This window comes from Rubritalea spongiae (assembly GCF_042652385.1).
GTDB lineage: Bacteria > Verrucomicrobiota > Verrucomicrobiia > Verrucomicrobiales > Akkermansiaceae > Rubritalea > Rubritalea spongiae.
The window spans coordinates 64,576-82,388 of the sequence record NZ_JBHSJM010000001.1; the positions used below are offsets into that span (position 1 = coordinate 64,576).

Annotated in this window: 24 protein-coding genes; 2 read left to right on the top strand and 22 right to left on the bottom strand. The window is 43.2% G+C overall.

Features of this window, described 5'->3' with window-relative positions; genetic code table 11:
* Positions 1-260: 260 nt before the first annotated feature.
* From ACFPK9_RS00430 to ACFPK9_RS00460, 7 genes are all read right to left on the bottom strand, one after another.
* Entirely contained in the window at positions 261-686 is a 426-nt protein-coding gene (locus ACFPK9_RS00430) for a hypothetical protein (RefSeq protein ID WP_377092545.1), read from the bottom strand.
* Between the two features lie 1,143 nt (positions 687-1,829).
* Entirely contained in the window at positions 1,830-2,069 is a 240-nt protein-coding gene (locus ACFPK9_RS00435; RefSeq protein WP_377092546.1) for a hypothetical protein, read from the bottom strand.
* A gap of 158 nt (positions 2,070-2,227) precedes the next feature.
* Positions 2,228-2,446 carry a hypothetical protein gene (locus ACFPK9_RS00440; RefSeq protein WP_377092547.1) on the bottom strand — a complete coding sequence of 73 codons (219 nt, stop codon included), beginning with the start codon at positions 2,444-2,446 and terminating at the stop codon, positions 2,228-2,230.
* 215 nt (positions 2,447-2,661) lie between these two features.
* On the bottom strand, positions 2,662-2,844 hold the full coding sequence (locus tag ACFPK9_RS00445) for a hypothetical protein (RefSeq protein WP_377092548.1): 183 nt from the start codon (positions 2,842-2,844) through the stop codon (positions 2,662-2,664).
* A 325-nt stretch (positions 2,845-3,169) separates the two neighbouring features.
* A complete protein-coding gene (locus tag ACFPK9_RS00450; protein WP_377092549.1) occupies positions 3,170-3,592 on the bottom strand; it encodes a hypothetical protein in 423 nt (140 codons plus the stop codon).
* A 143-nt stretch (positions 3,593-3,735) separates the two neighbouring features.
* The gene (locus ACFPK9_RS00455) at positions 3,736-4,179 is read right to left on the bottom strand and encodes a hypothetical protein (protein WP_377092550.1); all 444 of its coding nucleotides are present in this window, start codon (positions 4,177-4,179) and stop codon (positions 3,736-3,738) included.
* A 548-nt stretch (positions 4,180-4,727) separates the two neighbouring features.
* Positions 4,728-4,910: a hypothetical protein gene (locus ACFPK9_RS00460; RefSeq protein ID WP_377092510.1), complete on the bottom strand. Its 183-nt coding sequence runs from the start codon at positions 4,908-4,910 to the stop codon at positions 4,728-4,730.
* Positions 4,911-5,476: 566 nt separating this feature from the next.
* Here ACFPK9_RS00460 and ACFPK9_RS00465 point away from each other — a divergent pair.
* Positions 5,477-5,743: a transposase gene (locus ACFPK9_RS00465; protein ID WP_377092531.1), complete on the top strand. Its 267-nt coding sequence runs from the start codon at positions 5,477-5,479 to the stop codon at positions 5,741-5,743.
* A 2-nt stretch (positions 5,744-5,745) separates the two neighbouring features.
* The gene (locus ACFPK9_RS00470; protein WP_377092530.1) at positions 5,746-6,654 is read left to right on the top strand and encodes an IS3 family transposase; all 909 of its coding nucleotides are present in this window, start codon (positions 5,746-5,748) and stop codon (positions 6,652-6,654) included.
* 424 nt (positions 6,655-7,078) lie between these two features.
* Here ACFPK9_RS00470 and ACFPK9_RS00475 read toward each other — a convergent pair whose 3' ends face one another.
* The 15 genes from ACFPK9_RS00475 to ACFPK9_RS00545 all read right to left on the bottom strand — a co-directional run bounded on the left by ACFPK9_RS00475 (position 7,079) and on the right by ACFPK9_RS00545 (position 17,152).
* Positions 7,079-7,423 carry a DUF4410 domain-containing protein gene (locus ACFPK9_RS00475; RefSeq protein ID WP_377092551.1) on the bottom strand — a complete coding sequence of 115 codons (345 nt, stop codon included), beginning with the start codon at positions 7,421-7,423 and terminating at the stop codon, positions 7,079-7,081.
* A 158-nt stretch (positions 7,424-7,581) separates the two neighbouring features.
* A complete protein-coding gene (locus ACFPK9_RS00480; RefSeq protein ID WP_377092530.1) occupies positions 7,582-8,490 on the bottom strand; it encodes an IS3 family transposase in 909 nt (302 codons plus the stop codon).
* 2 nt (positions 8,491-8,492) lie between these two features.
* Positions 8,493-8,759: a transposase gene (locus tag ACFPK9_RS00485; protein ID WP_377092531.1), complete on the bottom strand. Its 267-nt coding sequence runs from the start codon at positions 8,757-8,759 to the stop codon at positions 8,493-8,495.
* Between the two features lie 51 nt (positions 8,760-8,810).
* Positions 8,811-8,969, bottom strand: a complete 159-nt coding sequence (locus ACFPK9_RS00490) for a hypothetical protein (protein WP_377092552.1) — start codon at positions 8,967-8,969, stop codon at positions 8,811-8,813.
* Positions 8,970-9,059: 90 nt separating this feature from the next.
* On the bottom strand, positions 9,060-9,599 hold the full coding sequence (locus ACFPK9_RS00495; RefSeq protein WP_377092553.1) for a hypothetical protein: 540 nt from the start codon (positions 9,597-9,599) through the stop codon (positions 9,060-9,062).
* A 542-nt stretch (positions 9,600-10,141) separates the two neighbouring features.
* The gene (locus tag ACFPK9_RS00500; protein WP_377092554.1) at positions 10,142-10,324 is read right to left on the bottom strand and encodes a hypothetical protein; all 183 of its coding nucleotides are present in this window, start codon (positions 10,322-10,324) and stop codon (positions 10,142-10,144) included.
* A 281-nt stretch (positions 10,325-10,605) separates the two neighbouring features.
* On the bottom strand, positions 10,606-10,788 hold the full coding sequence (locus ACFPK9_RS00505; RefSeq protein WP_377092554.1) for a hypothetical protein: 183 nt from the start codon (positions 10,786-10,788) through the stop codon (positions 10,606-10,608).
* A gap of 281 nt (positions 10,789-11,069) precedes the next feature.
* A complete protein-coding gene (locus ACFPK9_RS00510) occupies positions 11,070-11,252 on the bottom strand; it encodes a hypothetical protein (RefSeq protein ID WP_377092554.1) in 183 nt (60 codons plus the stop codon).
* Positions 11,253-11,533: 281 nt separating this feature from the next.
* A complete protein-coding gene (locus ACFPK9_RS00515; RefSeq protein ID WP_377092555.1) occupies positions 11,534-11,716 on the bottom strand; it encodes a hypothetical protein in 183 nt (60 codons plus the stop codon).
* A 330-nt stretch (positions 11,717-12,046) separates the two neighbouring features.
* Positions 12,047-12,484, bottom strand: a complete 438-nt coding sequence (locus tag ACFPK9_RS00520) for a hypothetical protein (RefSeq protein WP_377092556.1) — start codon at positions 12,482-12,484, stop codon at positions 12,047-12,049.
* Between the two features lie 137 nt (positions 12,485-12,621).
* Positions 12,622-13,074, bottom strand: a complete 453-nt coding sequence (locus ACFPK9_RS00525; protein WP_377092557.1) for a hypothetical protein — start codon at positions 13,072-13,074, stop codon at positions 12,622-12,624.
* A gap of 1,082 nt (positions 13,075-14,156) precedes the next feature.
* Positions 14,157-14,774 (bottom strand): hypothetical protein, encoded by a 618-nt coding sequence (locus ACFPK9_RS00530; RefSeq protein WP_377092558.1) that lies wholly within the window; start codon positions 14,772-14,774, stop codon positions 14,157-14,159.
* 143 nt (positions 14,775-14,917) lie between these two features.
* Complete coding sequence (locus ACFPK9_RS00535) at positions 14,918-15,397, bottom strand: hypothetical protein (protein WP_377092559.1); 480 nt, start codon at positions 15,395-15,397, stop codon at positions 14,918-14,920.
* A 694-nt stretch (positions 15,398-16,091) separates the two neighbouring features.
* Positions 16,092-16,394, bottom strand: coding sequence for a hypothetical protein (locus tag ACFPK9_RS00540; protein WP_377092560.1), 303 nt, complete (start codon positions 16,392-16,394; stop codon positions 16,092-16,094).
* 575 nt (positions 16,395-16,969) lie between these two features.
* Positions 16,970-17,152 carry a hypothetical protein gene (locus ACFPK9_RS00545; RefSeq protein ID WP_377092561.1) on the bottom strand — a complete coding sequence of 61 codons (183 nt, stop codon included), beginning with the start codon at positions 17,150-17,152 and terminating at the stop codon, positions 16,970-16,972.
* Positions 17,153-17,813: the final 661 nt, after the last annotated feature.

The following is a 17,813-nucleotide window of genomic DNA, read 5'->3' on the forward strand; positions in this document are numbered from 1 at the left end:
TCCACAGCAGTCAGCGAGAAAGAGTGATGTTTCTGTTCCAGGCATAGAAACTGAGATAATGTCTCTGGATTTAGGGGAATAATCAAAAAACAGCGTAATCAGAAATAATGTCTATCAGATCTAAAAACTGAATTTTTAGCAGAACGTAAAGCACACCAACCGCGACCGTTGTGGGCCAGTGTGAGATTTTGGGTGAAAGGTGGAATTATCAGAAATGGAGCGGAACTCAACCGCGGTAAGCGGTTGGGTGCAGCGTCTTGTTATGCAAGGCGATTTTTTAGGTTAAGGATTGCATCAGAAGGATAATCCCATGACCAATTTATCTGGTCTTGATCGAGATCAAAGAAGGGTTTGATAGTAATGATAGCCTCTATGATTGACCGAATCAATTTATCTGTAGGGGCATCCAATGAAGCTAGTAATGTGTCATTGTGATCCGTGATAATTAGAGTACAATTTGATGTGTTATTAGTGAATTTCCATACCAGATAATTAGGCTCTAAAGACCAGTCTACAGAAGCATCTATAGATCCTGATAGTATGGAATTTAGAGCTTTGCATAATCCGTAAAGCGAATCACAAGGAACATCTGATGCATCGAATCTAAATTCATCCACAGTAATGGTCATCCAACCATGTGAAGGTTGACCAAATATGATACGGGGTGGATCTGATTTATTTAGCATAACGTAAAGCACACCAACCGCGAACTAAACGAGGAAACTGTGCTGTGGGTTTAAAGTGAGAATTACCAGAAAGGAAAGCGGAACTCAACCGCGGTGAGCGGTTGGGTGCAGCGTCTTGTTCTGTAAGGCAATTTAGGGAAGTTGCAGCTTTGAATATTGTGATGATGTCGTGAAACCAAATTCGAGAAATGATCGAGAACTCTGTAAACTTCGAAGGCCAAATGGCAGAAATGTTCGAAACTGAAATCGGTAACTTCAACCAACAGGAACAATCAAATAAGTGCTTTGAAATCTAAAATCTGGGGAATTAGACACTGTGTTTTCACAGCCAACCAAAAGAGATCTTCACGAGTGATTACGCTTCAACTGAGAATTGAGATGAGCGATGAGCGGTGTTTTCTATGCTGCGATCAGAATAGCTATACGAATGGAGATCGAATCTGAAAGAAGCGCACAATTTAACAGAACGTAAAGCACACCAACCGCGACCGTTGGAGGCCAGTGTGAGATTTTGGGTTAAAGATAGAAGTATCAAAAATGGAGCGGAACTCAACCGCGGTAAGCGGTTGGGTGCAGCGTCTTGTTAGGCAAGTCAATTTCATAGCGCTAGTTCCAGTCGAGAAGCCACCTAAATGGAGATCTACCAACTGTCGAAATAAGTACGAGTGAGATTACAGTTAGACCAACCCAGAGAGAAAGTACTCTTGTGATGTGTTGAGAGCCTGTGAGTGAATATCGGAAATACCAAAAGGATGAGAGGTTTATTATGGATACGATGAGAGCTGTGGATACAGGCAGTATGGAGAACATCATAAACGCTAAGAAGAAAGATAATGCTACTAGTAAGAATATCTCTAGAATGAGAATTCGCCATTTAAGTAGCGGTATGTATTCGTCGTTCATGTGGGAGTGAGCGTGTATATTTAGCCTAACGCAAAGCACACCAACCACTCACTCAACCTGTGAATGTGTGGTGCGCGTAAATAGAAAGAAATTATATGAAACTAATTGGAAACGTAACAGCGGTGAGTGGTTGGGTGCAGCGTCTTGTTCTGCAAGGTGATTTTATGGAGTGGTTTAGATGGCAGCCATTTATTGTGGGTTTCCTCACTACATTCATCCTTATTCGGATGTTGCTATTTATTAGCCGCCCCCAACCTCGCGCCGCGAAGCCATTCCAGTATTCCGGATATTATTCTCGCGGCGTTGCATATCCTTATCGTGAGCTTTCTGAGCAGCGAAAAGATTCATCTCGTGCTTCCTCTGCTTCTCATTTTCTTTCGCGGTCTTGTATTGCTGGTACCACGCAACTCCAAAAGCGCCAAGTAGAGCGATAACGGCGCCAATGAATCCAGATAGTAAGTTATTTATGTCTATAGTCATCTTTAATTTGGTAGAACGTAAAGCACACCAACCACGAACTTTACGTGGAAACTGTGCTGTGGGTTTAAAGTAAGAATTACCAGAAAGGAGAGCGGAACTCAACCGCGGTGAGTGGTTGGGTGCAGCGTCTTGTTCTGCAATTTTATTTACGCTAGAAGTCAGAAGTTTGCTTGAGACGAAGATGGCGAACTATTGGAGTCTTCTAGGTGTTCTCCGTTTCTTTTTTTGTGGTTTACGACTTCAGCAGTAATGAACCAAGTAATCCCACCGAGAATGGTAGCCAACACAAAGTGGCGGACAGTGATGTCAGTGGCTTTACTGGTGCCAATAAATTCGACTTTTCCTAACCTTCTAGCCCAATGAAAGAGTATGTGCATAAATTTACTTATTGGATATGAAGCAATCAGGAGACCAATACCTAGATAATGTAAAAAAAACCACTCTTCAACGGGACTCATTTCGATGTGTTAGTTTGAGGTGAATAATTAATGCAGGTTTCATTTAGGAGAACGTAAAGCACACCAACCGCGAACTATACGAGGAATGTGTGCTATGGGTTTAAAGTGAGAATTATCAGAAAGGAAAGCGGAACTCAACCGCGGTGAGCGGTTGGGTGCAGCGTCTTGTTCTGCAAGGCGATCCCTGCGGAAATGATAGAGTGACCAGTGAAGAAGGAAAGTCGTGATGTTTCGTGCAACCTGCTGGAGGAGTAACCGAGAATGTTCGAACTCAGAAAGCAACATGCTGAGCCTGATTTTGAGAAACCATCGTTCATTTAGCAAGCGACGTGCTGAGACGAAGTGAGTGAAATCTGAGCATTCATAAAACGTGAGTCTGCGATTCGCGAATGTAGAGAAAATGTCTTCGAGAACTGAACGATCTGAGAAAGGGAAAGTAGCTGACTGAAGTGTAGTAAATTCTCTGGATGTTCTGAAAATGAGCGATTTATCATAAACTGCGCAAATTTAGCAGAACGTGAAGCACACCAACCACGAACTTTACGTGGAAACTGTGCTGTGGGTTTAAAGTGAGAATTATCAGAAAGGTGAGCGGAACTCAACCGCGGTGAGTGGTTGGGTGCAGCGTCTTGTTCTGCAGAGTCAATTTTTTAACGGATCGTTGATGGGACTGCTTACGTATAGCTTCATTAGATCTTCGTTCCACTTGTGAAGAAATAGTTCCTGTTTACCCGCTTCATCCACATAGAGTATTTGTTTTTTAGATAGATGTTTTGTGCTGTAGATTAGACCAACAGAATTACCATTTGAGTTAGTTATGAAATTTGTATCGGGCTCACTTAAAGTGTAGTGCAGGCAAATCTCGATGATGTCGTCTTTTTCTGAAACTTTGGCATCTGATAGCCATGTAGCGCTGTCTCCTGTGAATACTTCTATGTAGAGATTAGTGTCGTCTTTTTGGTAGGCTTTGATGATAGAGAAGTCTTCATATTTGTAAGTGGGTTTGAGCCATGTACCACACCCTACGATAGAGAGAATGCATAGTAGTATGAGGAAACGTTTCATATTTAGCAGAACGTAAAGCACACCAACCGCGAACTAACCGAGGAACCTGTGCTGTGGGTTTAAAGTGTGAATTATCAGAAAGGAAAGCGGAACTCAACCGCGGTGAGCGGTTGGGTGCAGCGTCTTGTTATGCAAAGGCAGTTTTATTCGGTGCGCATCGATTTTTCATGAGCTTTCATGTCGACAACAACGATCGTGACAAGGCTCTCATGTACTGATCCGTGAAGTTCTACTTTGTCAGAGTTAGTGAAGATTGTCGCCCCAATGGTAAAGTCAGGAAGATCTGGATGAGAAAAGGCAATAATATGATTAATGTCTGGGTTGTTATTTATGATCTTCTGTTGTTCGACTTGCTCAATAGCTGCGTTCTCGAGTGGCCACCCATCACCAAGAAACTTTGTTAGATCTGTAATGAGTTTATCCAGTGTTTTATTTGTATGATAGTGGTAATTAGTGACGATCTTCCCGCCAGATTTAGCTTCAAAGGTGTCATTGGGTAATGCTTTGGAGAAGTCAGGAAGTGACTTGTCATTAGCAAAAAGAAATGAGTATGATGCCCAGAGTAGGAGTGTCGTTTTTTTTAGCATAACGTAAAGCACACCAACCGCGAACTAAACGAGGAAACTGCGCTATGGGTTTAAAGTGAGAATTACCAGAGAGAGACGCGGAACTCAACCGCGGTGAGCGGTTGGGTGCAGCGTCTTGTTCTGTAAGGCAATTTAGGGAAGTTGCAGCTTTGAATATTGTAATGATGCCGTGAAAGCAAATTCGAGAAATGATCGAGAAATCTGTAAATTTCGAAGGCCAAATGGCAGAAATGTTCGAAACTGAAATCGGTAACTTCAACCAATAGGAACAATCAAAAAAGTGCTTTAAAATCTGAAACCGTGGGAATGAGAAACCGTGTTTAGCAGCCGACCAAAAGAGATCTTCACAAGTGATTACGCTTCAACGGAGAATTGAGATGAGCGACGAGCGGTGTTTTCTATGCTGCGATCAGAATAGCTATACGAATGGAGATCGAATCTGAAAGAAGCGCATAATTTAACAGAACGTAAAGCACACCAACCACGAACTTTGCCGAGGAACTGTGCTATGGGTTTAAAGTAAGAATTACCAGAAAGGAGAGCGGAACTCAACCGCGGTGAGTGGTTGGGTGCAGCGTCTTGTTCTGCAAGGCGATCCCTGCGGAAATGATAGAGTGACCAGTGAAGAATGAAAGCCGTGATGTTTCGTGTAACTTGCTGGAGGAGTAACCGAGAATGTTCGAACTCAGAAAGCAACAGGCTGAGCCTGATTCTGAGAAACCATCGCTCATTTAGCAAGCGACGTGCTGAGACGAAGTGAGTGAAATCTGAGAATTCAGAAAACGTGAGTCTGCGATTCGCGAATGTAGAGAAGATGTCTTCGAGAAATGAATGATCGAAGAAAGAGAAGACATCTAACCGAAGAGTAATAAAAGCATCGGATGTACTGAAAATGAGCGATTTATCATAAACTGCGCAAATTTAGCAGAACGTAAAGCACACCAACCACGAACTTTACGTGGAAACTGCGCTGTGGGTTTAAAGTTAGAATTAGCAGAGAGGAAAGCGGAACTCAACCACGGTGAGTGGTTGGGTGCAGCGTCTTGTTCGCTAAGGCAGTTTTTGAGTGATGAGGATGGATTAGCCTTTAGTTAATTCAATGGAAGAGACTACACCATCTTTGAATTGGATATACCAGTTAGAGTTTCCTATCCAATAGAGTTCTGAGGTGTCTGACTTCAAGTAGTCTCTGTACATTTGCTGAGCATCATTGGACTCTTCATAAGGTCTTGGCCTGACCCCGTAGAACTGTGCAGTTCATAAATGTAGATTTGGTGATATAACCAAATCGAAAAACATGAAAAGAAGCCGTTTTAGCGAAGAGCAAAAAGTCAGAATCCTGCAAGAATTGCGAGCTGGTAAGAGTCGTAAAGAAATCTGTGCCGAGCATAATGTGAGTCCTCAAACAATTTCCCTATGGAAGAGTAAATATGGGGATATGGATGTAAACGAGGCTCGAAAGCTTAAAGCCTTAGAAGAGGAAAATGCGCGGATGAAGCGCATCATAGCTGATCAGGCGATGCAGATCGACATACTCAAGGAAGTGAACTCAAAAAAGTGGTAAGTGTGGCAGCCAAGAAGACGGTGGTTCGCACACTAGTAGAGTCTGGGTTTGCGAAAGTAAGTGAAGTGTGTAGAGCGATAGGCTTACAGCGATCTAGCTTTTATTGGGTTAGTCAACGTAGCCCTGAGAGTATAGAGCTTGAGCGAGAGGTTCTGAGGCTCAGCAAGGATAACCCTCGTTATGGCTACAGGCGCATTACCGCTTTGATGCGCCGAGAAGGCCATAAAATCAACTCTAAGCGTGTACAGGCGATACGTCGCCGTCACGGCCTACAAGTACGCAAGAAGCAGCGCAAGAGTAGACGAGTAAATGAAAATGAACCCAAACGACTCCGCGCCAGTGCAAAAAATGAAGTCTGGAGCTGGGACTTTGTTTACGATCAAACAGAGCATGGGTCGAGCTTCCGCATTTTAAGCGTGTTAGATGAATACACTCGTCAATGTCATAGCTTGAATCCTCGTCATAGCTACCGAGCCGAAGACGTAATTGAAGTTCTAGAAGAGCTCATTGTTGAGCATGGGCCTCCTCGGTTCATTCGTAGTGATAATGGTCCAGAGTTTATAGCCTACAAAATTCGAGACTGGCTCAAAGAGCAAGGCATCCAAACACACTACATTACACTAGGTTCACCATGGGAGCAGTGCTACATCGAGAGCTTTCACGACAAGCTACGCGATGAGTTCCTGAATCGTGAAATCTTCTACTCTCTAGCAGAAGCTAAAATTTTGCTAGAAGGATGGCGAAAAGAGTATAACGATGAACGCATCCATAGCTCGTTGGCTTATCTCACACCCAATGAGTTCGCGCGCAGCGTACAGACTCCGTTACGGGCTACGCCCTCCACTCCGTCTGTACGCGAACTAATCCCTAACCTAATAAGAAACAACATCTTCACTGAATCTACAGTTTAGATCTGTCCAAAGCGCGGGGTCAGGCCAGTCTTAGATCAGGAAAAAGTGTGCTAACTTCGTCAAAGGTCATACCAAGGAGGTCTGATCTTAGGTCGACATCTACGTTCAAAAACACAACGTAATTTGGATCATAGTGGGATAACCCGTGTTTCCATAGATTGTATTTTATATTGAAGTGATGGCTATCTTCAGCCTTAAACCAAAGAAAGAAGGTGGGGCATAACAGGATACTCAGTAGGATGGCTGAAAGTACAAATGTCTTCTTTTTTCTAGAAGCTGTCATATTTAAGCGAACGTAAAGCACACCAACCGCGAACTATACGAGGAATGTGTGCTATGGGTTTAAAGATTGAATTATCAGAAAGGAAAGCGGAACTCAACCGCGGTGAGCGGTTGGGTGCAGCGTCTTGTTCTCCAAAGTCGATTAATTGGACCCAGTTAGTGTGTTTGTAATTGATTTGATTAGGCTGTCTTCAATATCGCCAACCTTAACAGTCGCTCCATACATGCCACCCCAGGCAAAAGTTTTATTTACTAGGAATGCTCCAGTGTTCCCTAGGTTATCCATATGGGTTACTTTTGATTTAATCTTGATTTGACCTAATCCAGCTAACATAGATCTAGCGAATGCGTTACCTTTATCGAACTCAGTGATCTGGACGGTTGTCTTGAAGGATTTTGGGTCTCTATTAGTTGGGTATTTGGATTTCTGCTTATTGAGTTGGTGTTCAAGTTTATCCGTAAATCTATTCTTGTCATAGTTAAGCAATTCAACGTCAGATGCAGTTGTGATTTTAATATCTACTGTATCTTTTTTTGTAACTAGTAGGACTGGTTCTAATTTATCTGTAACCTTGGCACTAGGAGTAGTTCCTGCGCAACTAATTAAGGAGCCTGAGATGGCCTGACCCCGCGCTTTGGACAGATCTAAACTGTAGATTCAGTGAAGATGTTGTTTCTTATTAGGTTAGGGATTAGTTCGCGTACAGACGGAGTGGAGGGCGTAGCCCGTAACGGAGTCTGTACGCTGCGCGCGAACTCATTGGGTGTGAGATAAGCCAACGAGCTATGGATGCGTTCATCGTTATACTCTTTTCGCCATCCTTCTAGCAAAATTTTAGCTTCTGCTAGAGAGTAGAAGATTTCACGATTCAGGAACTCATCGCGTAGCTTGTCGTGAAAGCTCTCGATGTAGCACTGCTCCCATGGTGAACCTAGTGTAATGTAGTGTGTTTGGATGCCTTGCTCTTTGAGCCAGTCTCGAATTTTGTAGGCTATAAACTCTGGACCATTATCACTACGAATGAACCGAGGAGGCCCATGCTCAACAATGAGCTCTTCTAGAACTTCAATTACGTCTTCGGCTCGGTAGCTATGACGAGGATTCAAGCTATGACATTGACGAGTGTATTCATCTAACACGCTTAAAATGCGGAAGCTCGACCCATGCTCTGTTTGATCGTAAACAAAGTCCCAGCTCCAGACTTCATTTTTTGCACTGGCGCGGAGTCGTTTGGGTTCATTTTCATTTACTCGTCTACTCTTGCGCTGCTTCTTGCGTACTTGTAGGCCGTGACGGCGACGTATCGCCTGTACACGCTTAGAGTTGATTTTATGGCCTTCTCGGCGCATCAAAGCGGTAATGCGCCTGTAGCCATAACGAGGGTTATCCTTGCTGAGCCTCAGAACCTCTCGCTCAAGCTCTATACTCTCAGGGCTACGTTGACTAACCCAATAAAAGCTAGATCGCTGTAAGCCTATCGCTCTACACACTTCACTTACTTTCGCAAACCCAGACTCTACTAGTGTGCGAACCACCGTCTTCTTGGCTGCCACACTTACCACTTTTTTGAGTTCACTTCCTTGAGTATGTCGATCTGCATCGCCTGATCAGCTATGATGCGCTTCATCCGCGCATTTTCCTCTTCTAAGGCTTTAAGCTTTCGAGCCTCGTTTACATCCATATCCCCATATTTACTCTTCCATAGGGAAATTGTTTGAGGACTCACATTATGCTCGGCACAGATTTCTTTACGACTCTTACCAGCTCGCAATTCTTGCAGGATTCTGACTTTTTGCTCTTCGCTAAAACGGCTTCTTTTCATGTTTTTCGATTTGGTTATATCACCAAATCTACATTTATGAACTGCACAGTTCTACGGGGTCAGGCCAAGTACATCAAAGACATCGCCTCCTGTAGTCGAAAGGCCTGTTTTCGTGTCTGGTGTAGAACTATATTTCACGATGTTTAGAGTGATGACTACAGAGAGTATCGCCAATAGGATTAGTAACCTCCATAGAGATGTTTTGCTCATTACTTTTTAGGCTAACGTAAAGCACACCAATCACCGAACTCTCAGCGTGCTTTAGTTTTGGGTTGATGTTCGAATGTTGAATATAGCTCGCTACTCGACGGTGAGGGGATTGGGTGCAGCGTCTTGTTCTACAGAATCGATTTTGTATTTGAACCATACGGATTGATGTCTTGTGGTTCCTGAGGAATCTTTAAATAACTGTAAGCTGACGAGCTCAAATCCATCACGGATATATTTAATGCCGAGACTTTTGAAGTCGTCAGCGTTGCGTCCACTACGAACCCAATATCTAGCAACATCATCTGGCTTTTTTCGTATAGCGTACCTGTACTGGGATAAACCTTTGAAATCGCGACCTTCTGATCGGTAAATCCAGTTTTTTGAGTGATCGAAATCGTCCATGAACTTCTGTATTTCAGGGAAATTCATCCATTCGGTGTATTCACTATCAGAAAAATCACCATATTTGCTCTCAGAGTAATATTGATCGTTAGCATCAACCTTGCAGCAAGATTGGGCTTCGTCTGTTGAACAGCAGTTATGTGCTGTAGTAGGGGATTCAGGCTTCTCGCAAGATGTGATTACGGCTGTTAGTCCCGAGGCTATAAGAAGGTTTTGTAGTAGTTTCATTTAGTAGAACGTAAAGCACACCAGCCACGAACTCTACGTGGAAACTGTGCTGTGGGTTTAAAGTGAGAATTACCAGAAAGGGGAGCGAAACTCAACCGCGGTGAGTGGTTGGGTGCAGCGTCTTGTTCGGCAAGGTCAATGCTGAGTTCGTGGTTTGGTGTTGCGACTTGAGTTTCATCATCTGGAGACGAACTATGTGAAGCATCGTAATCTTATAACGCTGATCTGCGAAGCACTGAGACGAACTATGAGAAAGCGTGTAATTTAGAAAACGGAAATCTGCGAAGGATGGAGACGAACTATCTGAAAGCGCCGAATCCAGAACCGCGATTCGCGAATGTACTAGAATGATCTGAGTAGTTTGGAAGCTCGAAGCTGATGTATGATCGACGCCGAAATTAACGACTGTTGATTTTCTGAAGCTTAGTGGCTTAGAAGGCAAATGGCTAATTTAGCCGAACGTAAAGCACACCAACCACGAACTTTGCCGTGAAACTGTGCTGTGGGTTTAAAGTGAGAATTACCAGAAAGGGGAGCGGAACTCAACCGCGGTGAGTGGTTGGGTGCAGCGTCTTGTTCTGCAAGTCGATCCCTGCGGATATGATAGAGTGACCAGTGAAGAATGAAAGCCGTGATGTTTCGTGTAACTTGCTGGAGGAGTAACCGAGAATGTTCGAACTCAGAAAGCAACATGCTGAGCCTGATTCTGAAAAACCATCGCTCATTTAGCAAGCGAGGTGTTGAGACGAACTAAGGGAAAGCTGAGCATTTAGAAAACGTGAGTCTGCGATTCGCGAATGTAGAGAAAATGTCTTCGAGAAATGAATGGTTGGAGAAAGGAAAAGTAGCTGACCGAAGTGTAGTGAATTATCTGGATGTACTGAAAATGAGCGATTTATCATAAACTTCTCAAATTTAGCCGAACGTAAAGCACACCAACCACGAACTTTGCCGTGAAACTGTGCTGTGGGTTTAAAGTGAGAATTACCAGAAAGGGGAGCGGAACTCAACCGCGGTGAGTGGTTGGGTGCAGCGTCTTGTTCTGCAAGTCGATCCCTGCGGATATGATAGAGTGACCAGTGAAGAATGAAAGCCGTGATGTTTCGTGTAACTTGCTGGAGGAGTAACCGAGAATGTTCGAACTCAGAAAGCAACATGCTGAGCCTGATTCTGAAAAACCATCGCTCATTTAGCAAGCGAGGTGTTGAGACGAACTAAGGGAAAGCTGAGCATTTAGAAAACGTGAGTCTGCGATTCGCGAATGTAGAGAAAATGTCTTCGAGAAATGAATGGTTGGAGAAAGGAAAAGTAGCTGACCGAAGTGTAGTGAATTATCTGGATGTACTGAAAATGAGCGATTTATCATAAACTTCTCAAATTTAGCCGAACGTAAAGCACACCAACCACGAACTTTGCCGTGAAACTGTGCTGTGGGTTTAAAGTGAGAATTACCAGAAAGGGGAGCGGAACTCAACCGCGGTGAGTGGTTGGGTGCAGCGTCTTGTTCTGCAAGTCGATCCCTGCGGATATGATAGAGTGACCAGTGAAGAATGAAAGCCGTGATGTTTCGTGTAACTTGCTGGAGGAGTAACCGAGAATGTTCGAACTCAGAAAGCAACATGCTGAGCCTGATTCTGAAAAACCATCGCTCATTTAGCAAGCGAGGTGTTGAGACGAACTAAGGGAAAGCTGAGCATTTAGAAAACGTGAGTCTGCGATTCGCGAATGTAGAGAAAATGTCTTCGAGAAATGAATGGTTGGAGAAAGGAAAAGTAGCTGACCGAAGTGTAGTGAATTATCTGGATGTACTGAAAATGAGCGATTTATCATAAACTTCTCAAATTTAGCCGAACGTAAAGCACACCAACCACGAACTTTGCCGTGAAACTGTGCTGTGGGTTTAAAGTGAGAATTACCAGAAAGGGGAGCGGAACTCAACCGCGGTGAGTGGTTGGGTGCAGCGTCTTGTTCTGCAAGTCGATCCCTGCGGATATGATAGAGTGACCAGTGAAGAATGAAAGCCGTGATGTTTCGTGTAACTTGCTGGAGGAGTAACCGAGAATGTTCGAACCCAGAAAGCAACATGCTGAGCCTGATTCTGAAAAACCATCGCTCATTTAGCAAGCGAGGTGTTGAGACGAACTAAGGGAAAGCTGAGCATTTAGAAAACGTGAGTCTGCGATTCGCGAATGTAGAGAAAATGTCTTCGAGAAATGAATGGTTGGAGAAAGGAAAAGTAGCTGACCGAAGTGTAGTGAATTATCTGGATGTACTGAAAATGAGCGATTTATCATAAACTTCTCAAATTTAGCAGAACGTAAAGCACACCAACCACGAACTTTGCCGAGGAACTACGCTATGTGTTTAAAGTGAGAATTATCGGAGAGGAGAGCGGAACTCAACCACGGTGAGTGGTTGGGTGCAGCGTCTTGTTATACAAAGGCAGTTTATGGAGTGTGATCAAGCGTGTTGATGAACTGTTGAAGCCTCATAGGGATACTAACAATAAATAGTGTACCCAGTGTAACAACCACAGAATTAACAAGGAATACGATCTTTTGACGTAATGAATACTTGGATCCAGAGAGAAATACACTGATAGCCAAACCAACAATAATTAGTAGAGAAGTAGTAGAAAGGTATACACCAACAGAAGGAATCCAGGGGGACATACTCCAATCAAATATTCTTTCACCACCATTCCAATACGAGACGGCCAAAAATGCATTCCAAAGAATCTGTGAAACACCGCTGAGAATAACCACCATCATAAGCCCCACGTTTTCAGTAATAGGCTCAATTCTGGAGTAGCTGGCGAAGAAAAGTATCTGAACCGTCGTAATCCACAAAAGTAAGTGAACTAGTGAATCTACGAAGTCGCTCATATTTAGTATAACGTAAAGCACACCAACCGCGAACTAACCGAGGAAACTGTGCTGTGGGTTTAAAGTAGGAATTATCAGAAATGTTAGCGGAACTCAACCGCGGTGAGCGGTTGGGTGCAGCGTCTTGTTAGCCAAAATCAATTTGTGAGTAGTCGGACTTCGTATTCGATGTTCTTAAGTTTGTCAGACTCACCAGCTGTAATTGTGTAAACTCCATCAACAACTTTCTCTCTAGTAAAAGGAGCTTTACTACGCTCATAGAAAAAATAGCTAGAGACAGCAGAGCTATCAGTGCCGATTAGTCTGAGCTCACACTGTTTTAGTTCTTTGTTGTTCTGAGTTGTGTAGCGGATGAGAGTGACTTTAGAGTGCTTTCCAGGAAGCTTTAAAATGTTTTTGTTACCTGTGCTAGAGGTGATTTCTAGTTCACATACTTGTGGGTGATTTAGTGTGATTTGTGTTTTACGGATGTCTAGCTTGTCTGGTGTTAGTTCAAGCATAACAGCGACGTCTGATGCTGTGACTTCCTGAGTTGTCATTTCCGTAGCAGTTGCGGAAATCGTAAGAAGTAGGGGTATTAGGTATTTCATATGGTTGTGTTTTTAGGCTAACGTAAAGCACACCAACCGCGACTATTGTGGGCCAGTGTGAGATTTTGGGTGAAAGATGGAATTATCAGAAATGGAGCGGAACTCAACCGCGGTGAGCGGTTGGGTGCAGCGTCTTGTTCTACAAAGGCGATTTTAAGGTGAGTGGTGAGGTGCTGCGAGTTACGGAAAGCTGTTTCATCGTGCTGGAGGATTCATCTGAAACGATCGACCTCAGAAAGCAACATGTTAAGCCTGATTCTGAAAAATCATCGTTCATTTAGTTAGCAATGTGTTGAGACGAACTTAGGAAAAGCTGAGCATTCAGAAATCGCTTATCTGCAATTCGCGAATGTAGAGAAAATGTCTTAGGACAAGAGAATGAGTGAAATCTAAAGGACCGCGCAACAATCAGAAATAAAAGGGCTGAATGTACTAAACGTGTGTGATTTAGCAAAAACAGCTCAAATTTAGTAGAACGTAAAGCACACCAACCACGAACTCTACGTGAAGACTGTGCTGTGGGTTTAAAGTGAGAATTATCAGAGAAGAGAGCGGAACTCAACCACGGTGAGTGGTTGGGTGCAGCGTCTTGTTCTACAGATTTGGTTTTGGGTTGTTTATGGGTTGTGGAGTTAGAATCGTAGCCGTTCTTGGTCAGCCTGAGAAAGCAGAAGTCAGAAGGAGGAAAATACTAGTTCAATGAATCTAGATGGATTGAAGCTGAGGTTGCAAAGCAAATGTGAGGCATGTTCCTAGAAAGCAGAGGATTGTGATTAGAGAAGTCTGGACCGAGATCTTGAAGCGGAAGAATTTGCGATAGGGGAGCTGTAGAAAAATCTTTGATAGTTCTTACACTGAGTGATTTAGCATGCACTAGCCTATTTAGTAGAACGTAAAGCACACCAACCGCGACCGTTGGAAGGTCAGTGTGAGATTTTTGAGTGAAAGATAGAATTACCAGAAATGGAGCGGAACTCAACCGCGGTAAGCGGTTGGGTGCAGCGTCTTGTTAGTCAAGACCAGTCCAAGCGGTCTAGGTGCCTATGATTACATGATAAGTGGGTCGTGTGAGATGAGCTCACTTAATCAACCTCACCTAAGAGCTCTCGCATTGTTTGATCTGATAGAGTTGAAATGTTACTTGATCCTTGTTTCTGATGTCCAGTCATAGTGTTCTTCGAAACAAGCTGCAATAACCCCATAAACAATGCGACAGTTGGCTTTTCTTCTGCAACTTTGCGCCAAGATTCAAAATCTTCCTGTGAGTCACAAAAATAACAGACGTGTTTGTACCAGCTCTTTCTCTGGTCTTTATTCATTTGTGAGATGTATGACTCAAATGTAAAATTTATGTTCTCAACCTTATGGACTAGTTGGTTTCTGAGTTCAGAGTACCTCCTTATGTAATTATACTCTTTATCCTCAAGAATCTCTAGATCTCTGGCTAGCTTGATCTTACCTGCACGACTGTCAGATAGAGGGAGTAGCTCAATTACTTTCTTAATCCTTGAATCACCTAACTGCTTAACAAGAAGCTCTGTGAGGGAAGCCTCGATTAGAGCGTGTGACTTTATCACAAATGACCAATCATCTTCGTCTAAAAGAGAAAGTAAGAATTCTGAATCATCTCTGATTTCATCTAGTAGCTCATTCTTGAGGGAGTCTAGTAACGTATTAGCGTCGTTTTTTCTGAGGTACATGTATTTAGACTAACGTAAAGCACACCAGCCGCGAACTCGACCAGAAAGCTTTTGTATGGGTTTAAAGTGAGAATTATCAGAAAGGAAAGCTGCACTCAACCGCGGTGAGCGGTTGGGTGCAGCGTCTTGTTCGCTAGGTTAATTTATGGTGTAGGGTGAAGATGACCGCTGCCCTCTACAGAGGTTAAGCTTCCTTGCATGAAGTTTACTGAATCACCTTGTATAGAAATCGTTACTGAATCACCTTTTTTGAGTCCTTTAGCCAATTGAGTACTTTCTTGCCAAAATTTGGTGTATTCATTTCGCACTTTTTTCCAGTTTGCTTGTTCTTCATCGGTAAGGTTGCCAGAAAGCTTCAAAGAGTACGGTGTGATCGTAAATTTAACCGATCGACCATCAGCCGTATATTGAGCAGCAGGTTTTCCCATGATGGTGCTATTAGAGTTTTTCTTTTCCTTAGAGGTAACCATAAAGGATGTAAAAAGAGCGTCTCCAATGATCGTGATCTCATTCTCTGTTAGGGATATTTTACGAATATTAGAAATCTCCACAGTAGAAGCCATCTTAGCTTGGAGAGGAAGAATTAGGATTAGTGTTGATACAATTGTGGTTAGTAGTTTCATTTTGGGTTTATTTTTGGGGTTTTTAGCGAACGTAAAGCACACCAACCACGAACTCTGTCGTGAAACTGTGCTGTGGGTTTAAAGTGAGAATTACCAGAGAGGAGAGCGGAACTCAACCGCGGTGAGTGGTTGGGTGCAGCGTCTTGTTATGCAAAGTCAATTTTTGATGAATGTGAGATCTCTGGAGACTTCAAGATTATGTATCGTAAATCTAGAATTGTCGGAGGAAAGTTGTGTTCTGAAAGTGCTTTTTTGTGGCTTAGTGCCAGGAGAAGGATCTATTATGTCCAGTGAATTATAACCGATTAATGTTACATTCTGACCTTCAATATTGTATGTCAGTGATGTGAGCCAATGAGCTTGAGAAAAGTCAATGTGTTCAAGAAATACATGGCATGCCTTATCGTCGAACTTAAGGATAAGTTTTGAATTCATACCTTGTTTTTGGAATGGTTCCGAATCCCATAATGTTCCGGATATATCTAGCTTTCTGGAATCACTTGAATGCTTACACGTGGTCAAAAATAACGCCATGACAACCAGAGATATGTTCGTAAACCATTTCATTTTTAGCATAACGTAAAGCACACCAACCGCGACCGTTGGAGGCCAGTGTGAGATTGTGGGTTGAAGGTAGAATTACCAGAAATGGAGCGGAACTCAACCGCGGTAAGCGGTTGGGTGCAGCGTCTTGTTAGGCCAGCCGATCCCTAGTGTTTGATTTGGAAACTAAAATGATGCCAAGAATGATCATGAGAGATGCGTAAATGTATAGCTGCGTGTAGTCGTGTAATCGCTCAGCTAATTGAGAAAGAGCAAGGTTTGCGACCTCTCTTGAAATCAGCTCACCTTGGGGAAGGTTTTGTTTGAGGTGTATACTAGTTGTCTTAAAGAAAGTGGATGTCTGGAACGCCAATAATACAACGAAGCTGCCACCGATGACTACCAGCGTATTCCCAATAGATTTAAGCAAATTGATATTTCGATCTTTCTTCATGAATAATGCGCGAGCTATTTAGCCTAACGTAAAGCACACCAACCACTCACTAAGCCAGTAACCTATGCAATGAGCATGAAGCACAAACATAAAGCAAAGGGCGAAAAAACGTAACCGCGGTGAGTGGTTGGGTGCAGCGTCTTGTTCTGTAAGGCAATTTAGGGAAGTTGCAGCTTTGAATATTATGATGATGCCGTGAAACCAAATTCGAGAAATGATCGAGCAATCTGTAAATTTCGAAGGCCAAATGGCAGAAATGTTCGAAACTGCAATCGGTAACTTCAATCAACCGGAACAATCAAAAAAGTGCTTTGAAATCTGAAACTGTGGGAATGAGAAACCGTGTTTTCGCAGTCGACCAAAAGAGATCTTCACGAGTGATTACGCATCAACGGAGAATTGAGATGAGCGACGAGCGGTGTTTTCTATGCTGCGATCAGAATAGTTTTACGAATGGAGATCGAATCTGAAAGAAGCGTACAATTTAACAGAACGTAAAGCACACCAACCACGAACTTTGCCGTGAAACTGTGCTATGAGTTTAAAGTGAGAATTATCAGAAAGGAGAGCGGAACTCAACCACGGTGAGTGGTTGGGTGCAGCGTCTTGTTCTGCAAGGCGATCCCTGCGGAAATGATAGAGTGACCAGTGAAGAATGAAAGCCGTGATGTTTCGTGCAACTTGCTGGAGGAGTAACCGAGAATGTTCGCACTCAGAAAGCAACAGGCTGAGCCTGATTCTGGGAAACCAGCGCTCATTTAGCAAGCGACGTGCTGAGACGAAGTGAGTGAAATCTGAGAATTCAGAAACCGCTCATCTGCGATTCGCGAATGTAGAGAAGATGTCCTCGATAAATGAACGATTGAAGAAAGGGAAGGCATCTAACCGAAGAGTAATAAAGGCATCGGATGTACTGAAAATGAGCGATTTATCATAAACTGCGCAAATTTAGCAGAACGTAAAGCACACCAACCGCGAACTAACCGAGGAAACTGTGCTGTGGATTTAAAGTAGGAATTATCAGAAATGTTAGCGGAACTCAACCGCGGTGAGCGGTTGGGTGCAGCGTCTTGTTCTACAAAGTCAATTTAGAGTGAGTGGTGAGGTGCTGCGACCTACGTAAAGCTGTTTCATCGTGCTGGTGGAGAAACCGAAAATGTTCGAACCCAAAAAGCAAAATGATGAGACGAACTCAGAAAAAGCACTGAAATCAGAAACCGGAGATCTGCGATTCGCGAATGTAGTGAAATGATCTTCTCTAGTTCGTCTGTGTGAAGATGGTGTGATGTGTGACCGAGAATAGAAACTGCTGATTTCCAATAATCTTCTGATTTAGTCAGCAACTAGCCAATTTAGTAGAACGTAAAGCACACCAGCCGAGTACCCAGCCAGAAAGCTTCTGATTTTGTTTAGAGTTAG

What these genes read in the sequence shown, in the direction of transcription:
- ACFPK9_RS00505 (WP_377092554.1), bottom strand. Translation starts at nt 10,788, where the DNA reads ATGAGCGATGGTTTTTCAGAATCAGGCTCAGCATGTTGCTTTCTGAGT.
- ACFPK9_RS00495 (WP_377092553.1), bottom strand. Translation starts at nt 9,599, where the DNA reads ATGAAACTACTACAAAACCTTCTTATAGCCTCGGGACTAACAGCCGTA.
- ACFPK9_RS00460 (WP_377092510.1), bottom strand. Translation starts at nt 4,910, where the DNA reads ATGAGCGATGGTTTCTCAGAATCAGGCTCAGCCTGTTGCTTTCTGAGT.
- ACFPK9_RS00485 (WP_377092531.1), bottom strand. Translation starts at nt 8,759, where the DNA reads ATGAAAAGAAGCCGTTTTAGCGAAGAGCAAAAAGTCAGAATCCTGCAA.
- ACFPK9_RS00520 (WP_377092556.1), bottom strand. Translation starts at nt 12,484, where the DNA reads ATGAGCGACTTCGTAGATTCACTAGTTCACTTACTTTTGTGGATTACG.
- ACFPK9_RS00510 (WP_377092554.1), bottom strand. Translation starts at nt 11,252, where the DNA reads ATGAGCGATGGTTTTTCAGAATCAGGCTCAGCATGTTGCTTTCTGAGT.
- ACFPK9_RS00525 (WP_377092557.1), bottom strand. Translation starts at nt 13,074, where the DNA reads ATGAAATACCTAATACCCCTACTTCTTACGATTTCCGCAACTGCTACG.
- ACFPK9_RS00430 (WP_377092545.1), bottom strand. Translation starts at nt 686, where the DNA reads ATGCTAAATAAATCAGATCCACCCCGTATCATATTTGGTCAACCTTCA.
- ACFPK9_RS00500 (WP_377092554.1), bottom strand. Translation starts at nt 10,324, where the DNA reads ATGAGCGATGGTTTTTCAGAATCAGGCTCAGCATGTTGCTTTCTGAGT.
- ACFPK9_RS00490 (WP_377092552.1), bottom strand. Translation starts at nt 8,969, where the DNA reads ATGAGCAAAACATCTCTATGGAGGTTACTAATCCTATTGGCGATACTC.
- ACFPK9_RS00435 (WP_377092546.1), bottom strand. Translation starts at nt 2,069, where the DNA reads ATGACTATAGACATAAATAACTTACTATCTGGATTCATTGGCGCCGTT.
- ACFPK9_RS00540 (WP_377092560.1), bottom strand. Translation starts at nt 16,394, where the DNA reads ATGAAGAAAGATCGAAATATCAATTTGCTTAAATCTATTGGGAATACG.
- ACFPK9_RS00440 (WP_377092547.1), bottom strand. Translation starts at nt 2,446, where the DNA reads ATGCACATACTCTTTCATTGGGCTAGAAGGTTAGGAAAAGTCGAATTT.
- ACFPK9_RS00515 (WP_377092555.1), bottom strand. Translation starts at nt 11,716, where the DNA reads ATGAGCGATGGTTTTTCAGAATCAGGCTCAGCATGTTGCTTTCTGGGT.
- ACFPK9_RS00535 (WP_377092559.1), bottom strand. Translation starts at nt 15,397, where the DNA reads ATGAAACTACTAACCACAATTGTATCAACACTAATCCTAATTCTTCCT.
- ACFPK9_RS00530 (WP_377092558.1), bottom strand. Translation starts at nt 14,774, where the DNA reads ATGTACCTCAGAAAAAACGACGCTAATACGTTACTAGACTCCCTCAAG.
- ACFPK9_RS00545 (WP_377092561.1), bottom strand. Translation starts at nt 17,152, where the DNA reads ATGAGCGCTGGTTTCCCAGAATCAGGCTCAGCCTGTTGCTTTCTGAGT.
- ACFPK9_RS00465 (WP_377092531.1), top strand. Translation starts at nt 5,477, where the DNA reads ATGAAAAGAAGCCGTTTTAGCGAAGAGCAAAAAGTCAGAATCCTGCAA.
- ACFPK9_RS00445 (WP_377092548.1), bottom strand. Translation starts at nt 2,844, where the DNA reads ATGAACGATGGTTTCTCAAAATCAGGCTCAGCATGTTGCTTTCTGAGT.
- ACFPK9_RS00450 (WP_377092549.1), bottom strand. Translation starts at nt 3,592, where the DNA reads ATGAAACGTTTCCTCATACTACTATGCATTCTCTCTATCGTAGGGTGT.
- ACFPK9_RS00455 (WP_377092550.1), bottom strand. Translation starts at nt 4,179, where the DNA reads ATGCTAAAAAAAACGACACTCCTACTCTGGGCATCATACTCATTTCTT.